Origin of the sequence: Vibrio proteolyticus NBRC 13287 (assembly GCF_000467125.1) — a bacterium.
GTDB classification, from domain to species: Bacteria; Pseudomonadota; Gammaproteobacteria; order Enterobacterales; family Vibrionaceae; genus Vibrio; species Vibrio proteolyticus.
In genome coordinates this window covers 113377-133314 of record NZ_BATJ01000003.1, presented here as the reverse complement: position 1 = coordinate 133314, position 19938 = coordinate 113377, and the positions used below count along the sequence as shown (strand labels likewise).

Below are 19938 nucleotides of genomic sequence, written 5' to 3'. Positions count from 1 at the left end.
TCCTTAATTTTCAATAACTTAATCCTTATCTCGTAGCTAAGAAAGCAAATTGGTACTAAATGGTGGTACTAAATATGCGCTATCTTACTCAACGCTCCTCCGGTATCTGGTACTTCCGCTATCAAATTCCGCCTAAGTATCGACCTCAGTTTTTTGGGAAAATGGAACTGAAGAAATCTCTTCACACAAAGTGCCGAGTTACTGCTAAATTACGAGCATCGCACATACAGCAAGAATTGTGGCAGGAATTACTTTTGTTAGAACATCAGTCTAATAAGAACACTTCAAATTCCTCTTTATCTGATTTGCTCCCTAAGTTTTTCGAGTTAGAAGAACGGAATGTTTGGGGTTTCTCTGATGGAGAAAAGAATAAAATCATCGAAGTACTCTCGAACTGTCTCAGTACACTAGAATCTCAACCACAGCTCCTTAGGGCTCAGCAACGTCGAATAGCTTTGCGTAACGAAGGTTCAAATGGATGGATTGAGTCTATTGAGCTTATTGAAGGGATATGGGACCGTTCTAAGTCATCTGTTGAACATGCCAATTCTTATATTAGTGAGTTACCTTGGGCTAAGAATGCAGAAAGATCCTATTACTATGAAGAGATTGTCAATGTAGCTATTACATTGTGCAAATTTGTGGAATCTTTTCAAAAATGCCTCGATGTTCTTGATGTGCCAAAGGCCAGAGCTATTCTGGATGAATTGCATCGGTACGAATGGATAGATATACAAAAACTGAATAAACCACTCATCGCTTGCGACTATTACCAAGAAAGTGCTTCTATCACAGACACAATGGCTTTCCAAGTTAATATCAATCGAAGTTCAGTACTTTCAAAGCCAACTCCAGATCTTTCGGATAATAGTCATATGTTGGAGGTAGCGAATCCTGTTAGCGCTGTAAACATTGAAGATATTCTTAAGGGTTACAGGCTAGAGAAAGATAATCTGAACAAGGGTAAGAAAGAGGTCAAAGCGGTAGTCACTGCGTGTCGTCTAGTGCATGACCTTTTAGGTTCATCTGATATGGCCAATGTTAGTCGAGATGATGTTAATCGAATCATTCCCTTGATAAAACAGTTCCCAGCAAATGCTCGTAGCCTTGCAAATAAGAAACATTTTGATGGTTTAAGTGCCACGCAAATCATTGAAAAAAACAAAGATGTTGGGGGCGCATTAAGAAAAGAAGAACAAGCGATGAGAGATATCGAACGTGCTTCTTCTGTTTATCGCTGGGCAATCGAACATAACAAGATAACTTACAACCCGTTTAACGGACTTTCAAAATCTAAATCGAAGTCAAAAGCTAAGCGCACTGTTGATGCAATAGATGACGATAAATCTAAAAAAGAACCGTTTACAGCAGGAGATTTAAGGAAGATATTCTCCCATCCAGTATATACGCAACTTAGAATTGGAATAAATACAAGAGACAAGATACGCCTTAACTATCAATACTGGGTAATGCTCATCGCTCTTACCACTGGAGCGAGACCAAATGAAATCTGCCAACTTCGATTGCGGGATGTGCAATTTCGTGAGGGTATATTGTGTTTTCTAGTTCAGGAATCTGAGTCAGATCAAAGCGTGAAAAACGCTAATGCAGTCAGGATTATACCAGTGCCTGATGTCTTATTTAGACTGGGCTTTCAGTCATATTTAGATTCAGTCAAAGGAGAAGATTTGCTGTTTCCTGATCTAACTTATACCGAGAAATCGGGGTTTTACGGCAAAGTCGAAGATTGGTTTACAAGGACTTTTTCAATGCCTATGGGGCTTTCGTTACAGAACAAGTCTTTCTACAGTTTCCGACATAGCTTCATCTTTGACTACCAAAAACGGGGTAAACGTTGTCCAATTGTGGCTCAATTAGTCGGTCATGAGAATGGTTGCATTACAGACGATACTTATGGTGGTCGTTTTTCTGTCAAAAAGCTAAAAGAAAAAATCGACGAGCTAAATGTTGATGATATCTTGATCAACGTACTGCTGTATAAGGTTTAGGTTTGCTTCAAAGGTAGTCTTTTGATTAGTACTTAATGACTACATCCACCAGCATCATTATGTGCTCAGTAGCGTGTTCTTTTGGTTGGTAATCGGATTTTGAATATCCTAATTTGAATATACAAACTAAAAGAATACAGCTATGACAGAAATTGCTTACTTAAGAGTATCAACGAAAGACCAGCACCTCGCTTCACAAGAAATAGACATCAAGAAACAGTACCCAAACGCTGAAATTATTCCTGAAATACATGGTACGAGTGGAACGGTTCCTGCTGTAGAAAGAGAGGTGTTATCAAGGCTTATTGACCCAGTGCTTGGTCTTCGTAAAGGCGATACCTTGATTGTCTGGTGGGTTGATAGGATTGGACGTGACTACGAAGATGCTGAAGGCGTGATGCGCACTTTATTGAACCGTGGAGTTATCATTAGAACACTTAATCAGGCTAGAACGTTTGAGTACACAGGTGACACCATGGCGGATATGATCACCAATGTTCAAATAACTATGATTACAGCCATGGCAGCCGCTGAACGTGAGACTCGTCTTGCTTCAGCAGAAGCAGGCAGGAGAGCGTTGAGAGAATCTGGTGGTTGGAGTCAAGCCTTTCAAGGGTGTAGAGCAAATACAGGTAAAATGAAGGGCAAGCATGAACAGATACTAGCTTTACTTGCGGCTGGTCATTCAATTCGTGAAACGGCGAGTAAGGTCGGAGTTTCTCTGTCTACTGTTCAGCGTGTTAAGAAACGATATGTGTTGATACCTTCATTGACTTAAATCAGAACTAGTTCTTGGACAAAACCTTGTCAGCAATTTTGCTAAATTAGCATTAAGAGGATTATCTAAGGTATTGCGAGACCTCTAATTGAGTAAATAAATTAATTTATCCACTACAAAATGAACTGAGGTAGACAAAATTCACACTACATTTAATCTGACAGCCACCGAGTTACACTGGTGAGGCTGTCAGATAAGTTTGAGCTAGTGAGGTTTTTCTCTATTAGATCTCAAGCCTTTATAAGTATAGATTTCATGCACCTTATAATCTATCAAGTTGCTTTTGGAGCATAATTGCTACGTACCGTGCTGAAGTTAGGCAACCAATATCGTGAAAATTGTCTGCTTTAGTGCTATCGGCTAAATCTACAACCGTCTTCGCTCCGAAGTATAATGGTTTGCATAATGATTGAGACGCCGCTTCATAAAGAGCATACATCTCCATTTCAAGTCCCGCCATTTTACGGTGTTGAGTTCCTATTCTTTCCATCATAGAAGCATCAGCTATGACAGCTGAACCAGATGAGATAGGAGCAACATGTATGCTCATGTTACCTAATTCCGTAGCATAAAGGTTTTTACGTACTTCGTTGATGAGAGAGCTATCATTTTTAGATTGCTCAAGATCGACTTTAAGATTAGAGTCTATAGAGGTCTGCATGGGCTCTTGTTTGAACTCACCATCTTTCCATTTTCCTGTTTGATATTCCCAGCATATTTTTCCAACAATGATGTCTAGATAATTTGACTCTCCTGAAACTCCGGCGCAAATACCACTCATTGCCACTATTTTGGGTTGAAATAACTCTATGGCTTTAGATGAAACGATAGCCATACTAACTAAACCCATTTCATTTGGCTTTATGATTAAACCGTGTTTATCACCAATTTTAATTTCTTGACAATCCATCCCTGAAATATTTTGAGACTCTCCAAGCATAGCGACTGTGTCTGAAAAAGCAGAGCGTTCTTTAGCCAACGCACAAAAGATCAAAAAGTCACATTTAATTTTTTGAGCGACTCTACTTAATTTCAATTCTAGGGCAGTTTTCCAGCCTTTGGACTCGTCATAACTAACTAGTGTTATACCTGCTTTGTTGAAAAGCTGTATGTTTTCTATCTCATTGACTTCAAATTGGGTTAAAGCTATTGCTTCAGATTGGTAATTCTTGCTGTGAGAAAATTCAGAAATAAGCTCAAAAGAGCAATCTATTTCTTGACCACGTCCTTTTATGTCTGGAAGATACATATCAAAGATAACAAGGTCAAATTGCTCTGTATAAAGGTAACGTCTAGCACTAGTTAAATCTTCTGCCCAATTAATACTGTAGTGATTTGCTAGGTTTTGCACAGAAGTATTTATAACTTCTTCAATAGATTCTTTCTTACTTGGGTTGTCTTCGATAATTAGTATTTTCATTTTACTTTAAGAATTCCATTGTTTTTTTCTTCCACGGTTCATTATTGCTGTGGTCGTAGTAACAGGCTTCAATCGCCATGAACCCGTATTCTTCTTCAAAGGTCGCAGCAGATTCTTGAACAGGTATTAGGTCTTTTTCAATCTCGATTTCAGGATATTGAGTGAGAATCAAAACTGGTAAGTCCATCAAATTTTTCATTTTTAGTTCAAACAAAACCTCGATACCACCAGTCGGAAGAGGAACAGGAGTTCCTTGCCCCGGTAGAGCTTTATGGCTAGGTAAAGACATATCCAGTATGATTTTTTCTGGAGTATGATCAATTAAAAATCTGACGGCATCCATGACATTATCAACTAGCGTTACTTCTGTCTCGTTACCTAATACAGAGTTAAAAACTTCCATGATCTGTGACGATTTATGTGCATCATCTTCAACTATCAATATCATCGTACTTACCTCTACTATCAAGTTCAAAATGAAATTCAAAACAGAGCATATTTCCTTCTTTACTAGGAGAAAAATTTAGCTCGCTTATACTTCCTTCATTCTCTAGTTTTTTGAGTTTTCGAATCCCGCTTTTATTCTCATAGTCGTCAGCATCACCTATAGCTAAAAGCTGAGCTTCTTCTATGTTTTCTAATGCTTTTATTACTGCTTCATAGCTATCGAGTTCTGTATATAACTCGATTCGAATCGCATTTATTCTTTCTTCAAGTATGGACACTTTAAAGTGTATTCTACCGTCAGGTTTACCATGCTTAGCAGCATTATGGATTAGTACAAATAAAGCATCATAAATAACATAGTACGTACCACCATTTATGGTGAAAATTTTATCCCCTAAGTCTATTTTAGGCTCAAACTCTGGAAAGCTATCTTTTACCTCGGATATCACGGCGTTAAACAATAAGTAAATATCGGTACTTGGCGAGGCATAAGTTGGTTTATTAAACCAAGATGCCATCAATCCAAACTTTTGACTGGTTAGGGAATTAACTTCTTGAGAAAATTTTGAGTATTGTCTCTTATGTGTTGATGAACCATATTTGGGACTATAAGAGAATACACCATGTGAAGATTTTCTCTCACTAAGTAACTTCTTAGTTGTAACAAGGTCAAACTCGGCGAGTCGCCAACAGTAATCAATAATTAAGCTCGGTAGTCTAACAACACCAGTTCTCTTGGAATAAATTCGAAGGATTTCGTATATCAGTTGATCAGCAACGACATTTTTAGCTGGAGAATCAATATCTGTAGAAAAGCACCCTTTAGGTTTCCGTTTACTCTTGATCTGCAAGACATTGTTTTTCAGAGCGTCTATCATTTCTTCGTAGCGTCTCATCCATTCGCCAAATCTAGAGCTAAACTCCTTATCTTCGAACAAGCGGGCGTACTCTTCATTGGAAGATAGAGCTCGCAACTCTGTACTAGCAGTCCCTTCGAAGGTGCCGTGTCTTATCCGTCTTCCAAGGTATGAAGCTATACCAAACGAACGGTTGTCACAAAACTCTTTGTAGCATGCTAGTAATAGATTGATGACCTCATCTGTGCTGCCAACACCTGCATTTTTCCAATTAAGATTTACAACGGGGTGTTCACTAATCATAACGTTATCAAGAGCCATGGTTAGCTTACCAACCATTTGATCCTCAAACCATTGAGTGTATTTAAATGGGTCTACATAAATACGGGAGTCATCAATAGTTCCCTTTTCTTTGTTAATTTGAATATCGATTTTTAATGTTTTGGCTCGGTCTAGATAGCGTTCTTCACCACTCATCTTCCCGTACCAGTTGAGCATGTCCGCACGAACCTGTATAGCATCCACAGGGCGATCTACTATCCTAAAAAGTGTTGCTAGGAATGTTTCATCACAGGTCAAGAGTAGATGTTCTGCTACCGCAGGAGAAATATTATACAGGTGCTGGACTAGGGCGTTCAAATCACCATTGAACTGTTGTATACAGTAATCTTGAATTACTGACCGAAGTTGATGCTCTGACAGTTGAGATTTATGATTCAGGGTGATTAAACAGTTAACTACCAATTGAAGCCGCTGACATTTAGCTGAAGATGCTATTGATGCTAAATATTCCTTAGGACATATTTCGCCAATCTCGCGCGTATAAGACATTAATTCTACAAACAAGTCTTGCTCATTCGGCGACAGTTGACCTTGCTTTCGGCCTAATACATATACTAGTGCAGTTGAGTTTTCTAACATCCCACAAGTAGAAGAATTATACTTGTCACTTCTAATTTCATACATAGCGGGAGTGATGTGATTCAGTTGTTCTAGCTCAGTGATATCTGAAAAATACTCTTCAACAATAGGAGTTACTATTTGATTCGTGCGCTTTGAATTCAGAGCCTTCACGTAATAATAGCCATGAACTATTTGGAACTGTAGAGCATTTGGTTGTTCAGAAAATAGAAAACTCTCTCTTAAAAAATAGTAACCAACATCTTCGTCGACTTTTTTGTACATCCCTTCTGGGTTAAATCGAATACCAGAGATTCTTTCATATGCTTCCTCTAAGCTTCGTTCAACGGTAGTCGGAGGAATGAACGAAAGGTTAAACTTAAGCAATTTCATCAAATATAGGTAAGAATCAAAAAGAGAGAATGAGAAGTAATCACTTAAAACTGATTCAAACTCTGATTTGTCATTTGGGATAGGGTTGATAAAAGATTTAGCTATGTGTATCCCATTGAATATTTTATCAATCTCATAGATTCTTTTCGATGTCGCAATATAAGAAGTCCTTAGGTTACTCAATTGAGTAACAGCGCCATCAATAAATGGGCAACGTGATACACTTATTCGTTGCTTCATGTAATCAATTTTTCTGAGAATCTCGTTGTCGTCTAACTCTAAAAGTTGATATCTATTTGTAATATAAGACAATTGACGAATTAAAAATACGGATGCCCCCTTCATATCAGCCAAATCACTACAATAGTCTAAAGCAGTATTAATATCACCTACATTTAGCGATTCCAGTATCTTCACAGCACAGTCAGCCAACTCTTCTAGTTCGAAAGCATGCTTGTTAATGTATGTCACAATCTCAGGTAGTGAATACTTCACAATTAAGTTATTCGACTCGTTAGGGCACCGTTCCGAAAGTAACTGACCAATTTCTGTTCCATCAAAAATGGAACTGGATCTAACAAATAAGACAGACTTTTTGAACTCGGAGTTGGTGCAACTGTGCTTGATCTTTTCTAAAGCTCGACGAGTTTGCTTGAAGCTCGTAGGGTCTGTACCTCTCAAATAATTCCGCGCTCTCTTCGATGGAATATCGATTAGATGAACCGAACCGACATTATTTATTCCTAGTAAAAGGTGCTTGATACTCAAATCATTGATGCTTTGCAGCATAGGATGCTCACTGTGACTACATACTTTATTGCATTTTAATACAATACTTATTTCATAGGAATAGGTGGCATATTGTTTTTTAATTAATTGAAATTTAATGATTTTTGTCGCCAGTTCCGTTTTTAATACATAAGTTTTTGATTTCATACTTGATAACCGACATGAGTTAGGAAGCTCCTAACTATTAGAAAAAGTTGGTTATTCTGAAAATACTTGTGTAGTAAAGAGCAACTACTCAGGCTGGGCGACCGCATGAGTTGAATTAATGTTAAATTTCACATTTCCTCAACCAAGAGATGCTTGTTAGAAAATGCGTTTCGCTTAGCTCTGTTTGTTTTTTAAGTGTATGGATTAGATCTTACAGAACTCTACGCTTAACTATTTAACAAAAAAGTAGTTACCGTTTACAAAATATCTATTCATGCGGTTGCCCTGACTACTTAGGTAGGAATGAGGCAAAGTTTCATTAGAAGTGCGAAGCCCCAGCTACTTTGTAAAGCTCAGCATAAAAGGGTGTTAGAATTCAGTCAGTACGTTTGGCTGCTAAAGCAATTTAATACTTGAGAACATGTTCAACTCGTGACAACAGTTCTGAATCTCCTAAATCGCTTCCCAATTCATCTAGTGATTTTGCAATTCTATTACGCTGGCGGCGAATTTGCTTAATGTCACTGTTTTCCAGAGCTAATTCCCATCTCTCAATTTGTTTCTCCAATTTTTTTAGAAGTCTGTTGTTTTGTTCTTGAATCTCTTTTAGCTTGCGAGATTCATACTGCCATTTTTCGAGTCGTCTACCCCTATCCAGTTCGAGGGGCGTATAGTCATTAACCGAAATACCCATATGTGTTGCAACAGCAGTATTAAAGGCTTGTTTGAGGAGTGAAGTGGCTTTTTTGCGTTGAAGATCACCAAGCACCTTACCACCAACGATTTTTGATATCAGCAAATGACAGTGATCACCCGACCCATTTCCTTGTTGGTTTTGTTGATGGCAGACCCCTCGAATTAAAGAGAAAAACTCCTTCCTCTCAGCACCTTTGAGTTTGAGATGATCAGCTAGTGCTTTACAGCAATCTCCTAAAATAGCGCGCCACTGATCTTTACTTGGTCGGTAAGGCTTTGGAAGGGTTAAGCAAAATTCCATCCCCAAAACATAAGCTGTCCTTTTAAAACCCATAGATTGTCATGTCTCATTGCTTATTGCTTATTGCTTATTGCTTATTGCTTTATTTCCCGTATTCACCGTTTTGAACCAGTCTAAACTTGTTTGCCAAAGTGGTTCGGCGTTCTTGCGGAAATATCCCATGTGACCAATCTTGCCTCCTAAGGCTTCTGGCGACAGATCAAGACGTGTTAAAGGCGCATTACTGTAATGCTGAACGAAAGCATCACGTGACTCTGGCATTGCCCAGAGATCATCTAACGCGTTGGCTGCAACGATGGGGGTTTTGACTGCTTGATACAGCTTTTCTATGCCTGCCATGTTTGGGTCATCAAAAAAGTAATGACGAAAGCGACACCACTGACGCCATTGGTTAAAGGCTTGTTTCGGCAAATCCTCTCCCATACCAAGCATTTTCCAGGCACAATATCCCTTCCACCAGGTTAAGACTGGTAAGACAACATTCCACATGGTTAACACTTTAATCTGCTCGAAGTAAGGCATATAGCCATGCCACCCAGCGCCTGTGCCATAAACGTAGAAACCGGAAACCTTATTATGGTTGGGTAATAATCCAAAGGCATGTCCACCATAGGAATGGCCGACAACAAAGACTGGGACATCATCCTTGCTCATGAAATCGATTGCCGCCGCTAAGTCCCGTTTTCCCCAATCCAGAAGATCCATATCGAATCCTTTCAGCGTATCTGGTTTGGACTCACCGATTCCCCGGTAGTCAAACGTTAAGGTTTCAAACCCCTGCTGGCTGGCAAACTGAGCGAAGCGTCGGTAAAAACCCTGAGGTACGCCTGTCGCGCCAGCCACGATGACTCTGCCTTGTATTAGATTTCTCGCAGTGTGTAATTGCCCGCGAATTAAGTAGTTATCTTCGGTGTAAAACGACGTCGATATCATGATGGCCTCAATATTATAACGAGTGTCTTAATTGCGTGCTTCATGCTATCTTATGACGTTTGTTATAACAAGAGACTAACAAGTGGCTAAAAATTCATTGAAGAGCCGTCATCAAGTAATAGAGGCCGCAGCAACAATGCTTGCGCAGCACGGTTTACGTGGGATCAGCATTCGTGAAGTCGTGAAATTTGCGAATGCACCGCTTGGCTCTACGTACCACAACTTCCCGGAAGGAAAGCATCAAATTGTGACCGAGGCCATTGTTTGGGCGGGAGAAAAAGCGGCTGCACAGTTGCAAGCCTGTCTTGAGGTGGATAATAAAAATGGAATTAGCTTGTTTCTGTCACAGTGGCGGGAGAGCCTCAAAACATCGGATTTTCGGGCCGGTTGTCCCATTGTAGCGGCTGCTATTGAAGCGCCGCAGGAGCCGGAAGGAGAAAAGGTCAAAGACGCGGTATCACAAGTATTTAGCAACTGGCAGTCGCTCATCGCTGATCACCTGATTTCTCAAGGTCACTCGCTATCTAATGCACAAACACTCGCGTTGGGAATCATTGCGAGTATTGAAGGGGCCGTTGTGTTGTGTCGAGCACATCAAAGTATCCAACCCCTAGATGCAATTTTAGAATGCGTCCCTAAGTTGATGGAATACGACTCCTATCCTAATAGTAGTGAGTGTGCTACATCACTAATTTGTGATACCGAATTAAGCGACTTTGCCATATCTGATTTAACTCATGGATGACCAATATTCTGTTTTCAGAAACGTATTTCTGTCCAGAAATAAGTTAGCTCACATATTTAGCTTTTCTACGTTTGGTACTGATATTAGCTCCACTAAGTTACTTTATTATCAAGATAACTTGTCGAGCTGGTTGCTTGGTCGAACAATGATACATTGTGCTTTTATCTGCATGTAGATTGTCTGAATAATAAACAACCATGAGCAAAATGTGATCCTTAATCCGTTGAGAGTTATTATAGAGTGTGAGAACAAAGCGGGTCAGTGGTAAGTTGAGCAACCCTGGATTACCGCTTTATTAATATATGCCGGAGTGCATGGCGCCACGGATGAGCTGATTGCCACTCCTCCAGAAGATAGGGATAGTTTTATTCAATCGGTGATTTTCAATTGCTTGCGTATGGTTGGGGTTGAGTAAACGCTTACCTCAGTCTCGCTTTGAGATGAAAAAGTCGCTAGCCGTCCCCTAGCTTTGCTATTTGAATCTGGGGGATGTGATAGGTATTAAGACTTAAGACCTGCAGCCGTCATCATCAGGCGGAATAGTGCAGACACAATGCCCAGTGCGGCAACGCTTGCCACCCAAATCCCAATCATCCAAGCCCATTGGCTAAAGCATATCTTCATTTTCATTCAAGGTCCCTTACGAGTTGTTCAGTGATACGCTTCGCCTTCTTTTACCTTCCCAGCAAATACGTAGTAACTCCAGAAGGTGTAAGCCAGAATGACCGGGATAATGATCATGGCTCCGACCAGCATAAAGCTCTGACTGCTGGCGGGTGAAGCAGCATCCCAGATAGAAATACCAGGTGGAACAATATTCGGCCAGATACTGATACCAAGCCCCGCGAATCCGAGGATAACGATGATTAATGCCATCATAAACGGGCTGCGCTCTTTGCGTTTTCTCACCGAATCGGCAATTTTTAAACATACCAGTCCGGTCAGCACAGGGACGGGAATCAGATAGTATAAGTTTGGCAACAAGAACCAGCGTTGGGCAATGGACGGATACGCCAGTGGCGTCCAGACGCTTACGATGACCAATGCGGATATCATCGCCAGTAACGTTGTGTTGGTGAAGCCAAACATGCGCTTCTGAAGCTCGCCTTCTGTTTTCATGATCAACCAAGTACTTCCCAACAGCGCGTAAGTGGCGAGCAAGCCAAATCCACAAAAGATCGGGAAGGGTGCCATCCAGTCCAGTTGTCCTCCGACAAACACACGTTGTTCCACATCAAAGCCCTGAATCACAGCACCAACCACAATGCCTTGGAAAAACGTAGTCAGAATCGATCCAGCCATAAAAGATCGGTCCCAGAACTTAAGGTGGTTTTCCAAGGCTTTAAAGCGAAATTCAAAAGCGACACCACGGAAAATCAACGCGATCAACATCAGAGTTAAAGGAATGGTTAACGCTTCAATAATGATGGCGTACGCGAGCGGAAAAGCGCCAAACAGAGACGCGCCTCCCAACACAATCCAGGTTTCATTGCCATCCCAGACAGGAGCCACACTGTTGACCATGACGTCTTTTTGTTGCTCGTTTTTAACGAAAGGCATCAGTATGCCAATCCCTAAGTCGAATCCGTCCATGATGATGTACATCAGGGTTGCGAAAACGATGATCGCAAACCAAATCACGGATAAATCAAAATGCATATTCTTTACCTTTACTTTTCTCTGGCGACGCTAAATGCGACCTGAAACCGTGGCCATGTCGTGCTCGTCGTGCTCTATGACGTCAGGGCCTTTCTTGATCTGGTGGATCATGTAGTAGTAGCCGAAGCCAAATACCATGCTGTAGACAACCAGAAAACACAGCAGACTGATGCTCATCTGTAAGTCGCCATGGGACGACACGGCATCACGCGTTTTTTGTACCCCATACACGACCCACGGCTGACGGCCGACTTCGGTGGTGAACCAGCCGGCGAGTATCGCAACCAGACCTGAAGGCCCCATCATTAATGAGAATTTGAGGAACCCGTTTGAGGTATAAAGGATGTGTTTTTTGCGTAACCACATGCTGTAGAGCCCTTGAAATATCATCAACAGGCCAAGCCCGACCATGATTCTGAAAGACCAAAACACGATCGGAGAGTTTGGTCGTTCGTCTACAGGGAACTCTTTCAGTGCCGGGATGGGGTCAGTCAGACTGTGACGGAGGATCAGACTGCCCAACAGTGGAATTTCGATGGCGTAGTCTGTTCTTTCTGCTGCCATGTTTGGCATGCCAAATAGAATGAGCGGAGTCGCTTCTCCATCACTGTTGTCCCAGTGCCCTTCGATGGCGGCGATTTTGGCAGGTTGGTGCTCTAAGGTGTTGAGTCCATGCAGATCGCCGATAACAGCCTGTAGCGGTGCCAGTAGCACAAGCACACTCAGTGACATAGAAAACATCTTCTTTACGGCAGAAGAGCGGTTACCTTTTAGCAGGTGCCATGCGGCGGCGGCGGTAACAAACAGCGCTGAACTGACAAACGCGGCAACGCTCATATGGGCTAAACGGTATGGAAATGAAGGATTGAAAACGATGGCAAACCAGTCGACCGGCACTGCGCGTCCGTCAATAATTTCGTGGCCTTGAGGGGTTTGCATCCAACTGTTGGAAGCGAGGATCCAGAAGGTTGAAATGATGGTGCCCAGTGCAACCATTGAGGTCGCGAAAAAGTGCAGTTTCTCACCCACACGATGCCACCCAAACAGCATCACGCCGAGAAAGCCGGCTTCGAGAAAAAAGGCGGTTAAGACTTCGTAAGTTAATAGTGGCCCGGTGATGGAACCGGCAAAATCAGAGAAGCCACTCCAGTTGGTACCGAATTGGTAGGCCATCACCAGTCCTGAAACCACCCCCATGCCGAAGTTCACAGCAAAAATCTTCGACCAGAAGTGGTAGAGCTTTTGATAATCCGGGTCCCGGGTTTTTAGCCACAGCCCTTCAAGGACAGCCAGGTAAGTGGCCAAGCCTATGGTGATGGCGGGGAAAATAATATGAAAGGAGACGGTAAAGGCAAACTGTATCCTTGCCAGCATGAATGCATCTAGGCCAAACATGAAACTTCCTTTGGGCTTATAAGTGTAATGAATGGGCCATTTTAAAAGGTGATAAGTCAGGGAAGTAGATACAGAGCTTTACGATAAATCTATAACAGATGGTTTTGTTAAGTGTTATGATTTTGTGCTGAACGTTGTGATGGAGAGTGGGTGTTGGCGAAGTATCAAGAACTGGTTGATCAGCTTAAGAGGCAGATACAGTCCGGGATCTGGAGCGCCGGAGATAAGCTTCCGTCTTTGCGTCGACAATCCGAACACTCGGGTTTGAGTTTAATGACCGTATTGCACGCGTATCAATTACTTGAGTCACAAGGTTGGGTCGTCTCACAACCTCGCTCTGGTTACCGGGTCGCACCGAATGTGCAAAGGACAGATGAAAGCCATGTCCCTGCTGCACTCTCGTGGACGGAGCAGGTTGATATCAACGGGTTTATATTTGACGTGTTGCAAGCCAGCAAGAATCCGGCGATGACCAACTTCGGCTTCGCGTATCCCGACCCCGGTTTATACCCGCGTTACCATGTCAATCGGGCAATGAGCGCAGCGGCTCGGCACATGCCAATTTCCGCCACATTTGATAACTTACCTCCGGGTAATGAGCAGTTACGCACCATTATTGCCCAGCGTTACAGCGCAAAAGGGATAGAGATTTCACCAGATGAAATTGTCATTACCGCAGGCGCATTAGAGGCCTTAACACTCAGCCTGCAAGTGTGTACAAGGCCAGGAGACTGGGTTGTGGTGGAGTCCCCAGCCTTCTACGGGGCTTTGCAAACGCTAGAACGGTTAGGGCTAAAAGCCCTTTCGATAAGAACAGATCCCATCACGGGGATAGATTTGGATTCGTTGGAACGTGCGCTGCAAACCCACGATGTGAAAGCGTGCTGGCTGATGTCGAATTTTCAGAATCCGCTGGGGGTGACGCTCTGCAATGAGAAGAAGCAAGCGCTGGTTGAGCTTGTTCAGCGCTATAATGTGCCGGTGATTGAAGACGATGTATACAGTGAGTTGTACGTTGGGAATGACTCAGTGAGTCCGCTCAGAATGTACGATAATACGGGCAACACCCTGCTGTGCTCATCGTTTTCCAAGTCACTGATTGCGGGGCTGCGTATTGGTTGGGTGGCGGCAGGAAAACGAGCACTGGATGTCCAAAAGCTGCAGTTAATGAGTACGCTCGCAACCAGCACTCCGATTCAGATGACGCTGGTGCATTATCTGACCAGTCGCAACTACGAATCGCATCTTAAGCAGCTGCGTAAAAAATTGTTCGAACGTAAAAGCAAGATGACGGAGCTGCTTCGAACGTTACTGCCGGACAGCGTCACCATTATCAGTCAGCGCGGCGGGTATTTTGTGTGGCTGGAGCTACCGCCCCATATCGATGCTTTGCCGATATACAAGCAAGCGTTAAAAGAAAACATCAGTATCGCACCAGGAAAAATGTTCAGCCTGACGGAGCAATATAACCATTGCCTTCGCTTAAACGCATCATTTGAACTTACTCCTAAAAACACGCACGCATTGAGTACCCTGACAGCACTCATCGTGGAGCATGTCTCCGGACACCCAGTCCCCCCAAACGCCTAAAGCGATGTCGTGACATTCATGTCCCAACTTACGCTGCATATGGAGTGTACTTTCAAGTTCCTCCTGCCAATCATGAATGTTTTTCATGTTCAATGTGAAACAAAACCAATGTTATTCAATCAGTGAAGCACGTATAAGTAAAAGACTGCTCTGGCGTTAAGCCGCGTTACGGCCACTTCTGCGTAGGCGATGGACCATAAATGCAGCCAGGCTAACGATTGGGAAAATCAAAAAACAGAACTATCCCATAACAAGAGTCAGATACCCGTCAGCGTTTATCTAAGGAAATAGGATACAACTCACTATGAAGAACGATTTCACCTTTGCTATTAAGAGCATTTGCTTTGATGAGCATTATCAGCCATCAGACAGCACGCGTATCACGACGAATTTCGCCAATTTGGCGCGAGGAAATTACCGCCAGGAGAACTTACGCAATGCACTGCGAATGATCGACAATCGTTTCAATGCGTTGGCTCATTGGGATAATCCAAATGGTGACCGTTATTCTGTCGAGCTAGAGATCATCTCGGTGGATATGGATATCCAAGGCAGTGGTGAAACCTTCCCATCAATTGAAGTACTGAAAACCAACATCGTTGATCACAAGACCGACGAGCGCATTGAAGGCATTGTCGGGAACAACTTCTCTTCTTATGTACGTGATTATGACTTTAGTGTGCTGTTACTGGACCACAACAAGAACCAGCCTCAGTTCAGTATTCCAGATAACTTTGGCGATTTGCACGGAAAACTGTTCAAGTCTTTCGTCAATTCAGAATCGTACAAACAGCATTTCAAAAAGCCTCCTGTGATCTGTCTGAGTGTGTCGGACAATAAAGTTTATCGTCGCACCGACAATCAGCACCCGGTGTTGGGTTTTGAATATCAGCCCAACGAGTCGTCGTTGACCGAGCAGTATTTCAAGAAAATGGGCCTGCAGGTTCGCTATTTTATGCCACCGAACAGCGTGGCTCCGCTGGCGTTTTACTTCGTGGGTGACCTGCTCAATGATTATTCCAACCTGGAGCTAATCAGCACCATTAGCACTATGGAGACGTTCCAAAAGATTTATCGCCCAGAGATCTACAATGCCAATGCGGTGGCCGGTAACTGTTACCAGCCAAACTTAAAGAACCAGGACCACTCATTAACTCAAATCGTGTATGACCGTGAAGAGCGCAGCCAACTTGCGATTGAACAAGGCAAATTTGCCGAGGAGTATTTTATCAAACCTTATCAATCGCTCCTTGAGCAATGGTCTGCAAATTACGCGTAACCGATAACACGAACCTGGACGAAATGACGATGAAAAAACTATTACCGACTTCTACGGCAGGCAGCTTACCTAAACCTTCTTGGCTGGCTGAACCTGAGACACTGTGGTCACCTTGGAAGCTGCAAGGCGAAGAATTGATTGATGGCAAACGCGATGCTTTGCGCGTCTCTTTGCAAGAACAGCAGCGGGCCGGGGTGGATATCGTTAGTGACGGTGAGCAAACCCGCCAGCACTTTGTGACCACGTTTATTGAACACCTAAGCGGCGTGGATTTTGAAAACCGTCAAACGGTGAAGATCCGCGACCGTTATGAGGCGAGCGTACCCACCGTCGTTGGCCCAGTCAGCCGCACAAAACCCGTGTTTGTCGAAGATGCGAAGTTCTTGCGCCAGCAAACTCAGCAGCCTATTAAATGGGCGCTGCCTGGCCCGATGACCATGATCGATACACTTTACGATGCTCACTACGGCAGTCGCGAAAAGCTGGCTTGGGAGTTTGCCAAGATCCTTAATCAAGAAGCCAAAGAGTTAGAAGCTGCGGGGGTGGATATCATCCAATTCGACGAGCCCGCTTTTAACGTTTTCTTTGATGACGTCAATGAGTGGGGGATTGCGTGTTTAGAGCGCGCAATCGAAGGACTTAAGTGTGAAACAGCGGTGCATATTTGCTATGGCTACGGCATTAAAGCCAACACCGATTGGAAAAAGACGCTTGGTTCAGAGTGGCGGCAGTATGAAGAAGTGTTCCCGAAACTGCAGAAGTCGAATATCGACATCATATCGCTTGAATGCCATAACTCGCGAGTACCTATCGAACTGCTGGAGTTGATTCGCGGCAAGAAGGTGATGGTGGGTGCGATTGACGTGGCGAGCAATGATATCGAAACACCTGAGGAAGTCGCGAACACATTGCGAGAAGCATTGAAGTACGTTGATGCGGACAAGCTTTACCCTTGTACTAACTGTGGTATGGCTCCGTTGCCCCGCGAAGTGTCCACCGCCAAGCTTGACGCTTTAAGCGCGGGGGCCGAAATCGTACGGCGAGAGCTTTCCGCCTAGCTGCGCTGAGATACACCCGGAAATGAAGAAAAAACCAAGAACTTGTGTCTTGGTTTTTTAAATAGACGCCTGAAGGTAATCTACTTGGCTGTTATTATTTCTTTGACGGTAAAAAGCCTTGCCCCGCACCTGGCGTGACCCGGTTCGCGCGTACTTCATTTTCATAAGCAATGGACGTTTTTGGGAAAAAGTTGCCCGCGTCTGCGTCAGAATTATTGGCAGGGGTCGGCTTTAACTCATTTTCATGAGCGACCGACCCTTTAGGGAAGATGCTGTTACTACTCATTGCGCGTTCCGTTTTGACTTAACATAAATGTGAATGCTAGCGGCAATACACAATTTATAACGACTGAATCTCTATGCAGATTTACTGAAATGAGCGTATTGTGATGAGTATCTCATCGTTAAGCCTGGTTATTTACTCTTGTCATTTTTAGCTACCGGTGAGACTGTCGGTCATGACGTTCCAATCTTAATTTCCCCGGAGCCGGGTAGCTGATTGACCAACGATTTCCCCATTAACTTGGAGGGAGTATAGCTGCCGCCAGCAGGACGGTGCTGCATCAGATACGTCACCACAGCAAGTGCGCCTGTAACGGTCAGGCTGTAGCCGTTTGCTGTTTGGATTCGTGCGGTTTTCCGTTCACCCTTAGCGTTGGTCACTTCTCCCCAGACGTAGGTGGGCAGTTGCGCGCGCTGTTGCTCGTTCGGTCCTGTGACGGTCTTTTCAATTCGCGCTTTAATCAGAGCCTGAAGCCAACGCCAACCAAGGAGAGGGCGAACAAAATTGGCTTTTTTAGCGTTACGGATCATGCGTGGTGAGCCTGGGATAAAGACGTTTATATTGGGGATCTCAGTGCTGTAGTAAGCGGTCGACACATCACCCCAGGGAATGGTCATGGCAAGCTTCTCACCGTCGCCAAAATCAATCCGGCGGACTTCATAAGCCAGTGGAACGGTCACGATATCGCCCTGACGACGAATTTTCCCGCCCTGGGCCAGGCCTTCGACCGAGGTTTTGGCCGTACCCGGAGAAAAGCCAGAGCGGGAATCAAACCCCAACGACAAATGGGTGGCATCTGGCATAGCTTCTTTGAGCGCCGCTGCAAGGCAGTCGGTTGGAATAACATCAAAACCGACGCCCGGGCAAAGAACCACATTGGCATGCTGAGCTTGCGAGTTCAGGCGCTGCGCCAACTCGAATACGGCGATTTCACCGGTAATATCGAGATAGTGTGCACCCGCGTCAAGGCAGGCCCGCATCATCGGATGCGCCGTCGATGAGAATGGACCAGCGCAGTTTAACACCAGCGACACTCCACTTAATTGTTGCGCTGCGGTGTCGGAGTCATCCAGGCCAAAAGTCAGGGCGGTTAATCCCAACTCGTTCGCCAAACGTTGTGTTTTTTGTTTGTCTCTTCCCCCCAGCAAGGGGCGCAATCCTTGCCGAACCGCTTCACGTGCAATCAGTTCACCGGTATAACCGTAAGCACCGTAAATCAGCCAACGGGCGTGTTGAAGGTCGGGGTTTGCTTGTGTCATGGTTATTGCTCCTGCAAGTTGTGACGGGGTTTAGGCTTGCTTTGGTTCGGCGCTTTGCTTTTGTTGTCGCTCACGGAGGATATGCTTTAGCCCTTGTTCAAAGCGTGTAAACTGAAACTCTGGAAATCGAGCTTTAAATTTATCGGAGACAAAAATATTGTCCTTACCATAACGGGGCAGGAGTTCGGCCGCGTCTCGAACGGTACGATTGAACAGACCAGCCAACCTTAACTGCCAGTGTTTGATGACCCGGTAAGTCGGTTGAGCGCCGAACGTCTCTGCGGCCAGAGAAATAAATTGTTTGTACGTCAATCGATTATCATCGCAAGGTAAGTGCCAGGTTTGGCCGAACGCGTCAGGCGTATTACCGATCAGAGCCATCGCCCGACTGGCATCCGGGGTATAAATCAGGCTGCGTTTGACATCATCACGCAGAAATACTTTGGCCGGTTTGGCGTTCAACAGTGGCTCTATGATCGTGGTGTTGGTGAAGCTCTGGGTTATACCCGGGCCATAAAATTCCGGAGCTCGGCAGATCACTGCGGTCAGAGAGCCGCGATTCATTGCGTCGAGTAACATCTCGGTAATTTGAGTCCGGACTTTACCTTTTTCGCCGTTTGGGGCAAACCTTGCGTCTTCACGTTGCGGTTCGCTGGTTTGCGGGTACATGTAAGTGTTGTCAAAATAAACCAGCTTCGCACCAGCCGTTTCGCAAGCTGCGATCACGTTCCGCATCAGGACTGGCCACTGATCAACCCACAATTGCGTGTCCATCGGGAGCCCTGCGGTCAGATACACAATCTCTGAACCTTCGACCGCTCGCAGTGTTTGGACCGGATCAAGCAGGTCGGCTTGAAAAAGCTCATCGCTCTCATTCACTTTTTGAGGTCGTCGGCTCACCAAGCGAATATCCTGGGTAAATTCGCGTTTAAGGCTGTTCGCCAGCTCGCGACCAATTTGTCCGTTTGCACCGAGTATGGTTTGCATGATGTCTTTCTCC

Annotated in this window: 17 protein-coding genes; 6 read left to right on the top strand and 11 right to left on the bottom strand. The window is 44.1% G+C overall.

The genetic code is table 11. The annotated features are described in order from the left end of the window. Positions 1–74: 74 nt before the first annotated feature. Both VPR01S_RS04855 and VPR01S_RS04850 read left to right on the top strand, forming a co-directional pair. Complete coding sequence (locus VPR01S_RS04855) at positions 75–2009, top strand: site-specific integrase (protein ID WP_162147557.1); 1935 nt, start codon at positions 75–77, stop codon at positions 2007–2009. A gap of 142 nt (positions 2010–2151) precedes the next feature. Beyond that, the gene (locus tag VPR01S_RS04850; RefSeq protein WP_021704193.1) at positions 2152–2787 is read left to right on the top strand and encodes a recombinase family protein; all 636 of its coding nucleotides are present in this window, start codon (positions 2152–2154) and stop codon (positions 2785–2787) included. A 262-nt stretch (positions 2788–3049) separates the two neighbouring features. Here VPR01S_RS04850 and VPR01S_RS04845 read toward each other — a convergent pair whose 3' ends face one another. The 5 genes from VPR01S_RS04845 to VPR01S_RS04825 form a co-directional block, all read right to left on the bottom strand. Further along, on the bottom strand, positions 3050–4207 hold the full coding sequence (locus VPR01S_RS04845) for a phosphorylase family protein (RefSeq protein WP_021704192.1): 1158 nt from the start codon (positions 4205–4207) through the stop codon (positions 3050–3052). 1 nt (position 4208) lies between these two features. Beyond that, entirely contained in the window at positions 4209–4655 is a 447-nt protein-coding gene (locus VPR01S_RS04840) for a DNA-binding transcriptional response regulator (RefSeq protein ID WP_021704191.1), read from the bottom strand. After that, on the bottom strand, positions 4639–7740 hold the full coding sequence (locus VPR01S_RS04835) for a histidine kinase (protein WP_021704190.1): 3102 nt from the start codon (positions 7738–7740) through the stop codon (positions 4639–4641). The genes VPR01S_RS04840 and VPR01S_RS04835 overlap by 17 nt, the downstream gene beginning before the upstream one ends. A 406-nt stretch (positions 7741–8146) precedes the next feature. Continuing rightward, positions 8147–8770: a hypothetical protein gene (locus VPR01S_RS04830; RefSeq protein ID WP_021704189.1), complete on the bottom strand. Its 624-nt coding sequence runs from the start codon at positions 8768–8770 to the stop codon at positions 8147–8149. A 27-nt stretch (positions 8771–8797) separates the two neighbouring features. Beyond that, positions 8798–9580: an alpha/beta hydrolase family protein gene (locus VPR01S_RS04825; protein ID WP_245580776.1), complete on the bottom strand. Its 783-nt coding sequence runs from the start codon at positions 9578–9580 to the stop codon at positions 8798–8800. 172 nt (positions 9581–9752) lie between these two features. Between VPR01S_RS04825 and VPR01S_RS04820 the strand changes: the two genes are divergently transcribed. After that, positions 9753–10415 (top strand): TetR/AcrR family transcriptional regulator, encoded by a 663-nt coding sequence (locus tag VPR01S_RS04820; RefSeq protein WP_081693121.1) that lies wholly within the window; start codon positions 9753–9755, stop codon positions 10413–10415. 501 nt (positions 10416–10916) lie between these two features. Here VPR01S_RS04820 and VPR01S_RS22075 read toward each other — a convergent pair. Genes VPR01S_RS22075 through VPR01S_RS04810 form a run of 3 tightly spaced genes read right to left on the bottom strand, consistent with a single transcriptional unit; the run spans position 10917 to position 13469 of the window. Further along, a complete protein-coding gene (locus VPR01S_RS22075) occupies positions 10917–11045 on the bottom strand; it encodes a DUF2474 domain-containing protein (protein WP_081693120.1) in 129 nt (42 codons plus the stop codon). A gap of 21 nt (positions 11046–11066) precedes the next feature. Beyond that, entirely contained in the window at positions 11067–12074 is a 1008-nt protein-coding gene (cydB, locus tag VPR01S_RS04815; RefSeq protein ID WP_021704186.1) for a cytochrome d ubiquinol oxidase subunit II, read from the bottom strand. Positions 12075–12104: 30 nt separating this feature from the next. Continuing rightward, complete coding sequence (locus VPR01S_RS04810; protein ID WP_021704185.1) at positions 12105–13469, bottom strand: cytochrome ubiquinol oxidase subunit I; 1365 nt, start codon at positions 13467–13469, stop codon at positions 12105–12107. Positions 13470–13622: 153 nt separating this feature from the next. Here VPR01S_RS04810 and VPR01S_RS04805 point away from each other — a divergent pair, with 153 nt between their 5' ends. The 3 genes from VPR01S_RS04805 to VPR01S_RS04795 all read left to right on the top strand — a co-directional run bounded on the left by VPR01S_RS04805 (position 13623) and on the right by VPR01S_RS04795 (position 17396). Continuing rightward, positions 13623–15059 (top strand): aminotransferase-like domain-containing protein, encoded by a 1437-nt coding sequence (locus tag VPR01S_RS04805; RefSeq protein WP_040902291.1) that lies wholly within the window; start codon positions 13623–13625, stop codon positions 15057–15059. Positions 15060–15363: 304 nt separating this feature from the next. Further along, on the top strand, positions 15364–16338 hold the full coding sequence (locus VPR01S_RS04800; RefSeq protein ID WP_021704183.1) for a DUF1852 domain-containing protein: 975 nt from the start codon (positions 15364–15366) through the stop codon (positions 16336–16338). Positions 16339–16367: 29 nt separating this feature from the next. Next, a complete protein-coding gene (locus tag VPR01S_RS04795; RefSeq protein WP_021704182.1) occupies positions 16368–17396 on the top strand; it encodes a methionine synthase in 1029 nt (342 codons plus the stop codon). 94 nt (positions 17397–17490) lie between these two features. Here the strand turns inward: VPR01S_RS04795 and VPR01S_RS04790 are convergent, their stop codons facing one another. The 3 genes from VPR01S_RS04790 to VPR01S_RS04780 all read right to left on the bottom strand — a co-directional run bounded on the left by VPR01S_RS04790 (position 17491) and on the right by VPR01S_RS04780 (position 19925). Beyond that, positions 17491–17682 (bottom strand): hypothetical protein, encoded by a 192-nt coding sequence (locus tag VPR01S_RS04790; protein WP_021704181.1) that lies wholly within the window; start codon positions 17680–17682, stop codon positions 17491–17493. A gap of 170 nt (positions 17683–17852) precedes the next feature. After that, positions 17853–18938, bottom strand: coding sequence for a saccharopine dehydrogenase family protein (locus tag VPR01S_RS04785; RefSeq protein ID WP_021704180.1), 1086 nt, complete (start codon positions 18936–18938; stop codon positions 17853–17855). Between the two features lie 30 nt (positions 18939–18968). Continuing rightward, the gene (locus VPR01S_RS04780) at positions 18969–19925 is read right to left on the bottom strand and encodes an SDR family oxidoreductase (protein WP_021704179.1); all 957 of its coding nucleotides are present in this window, start codon (positions 19923–19925) and stop codon (positions 18969–18971) included. Positions 19926–19938: the final 13 nt, after the last annotated feature.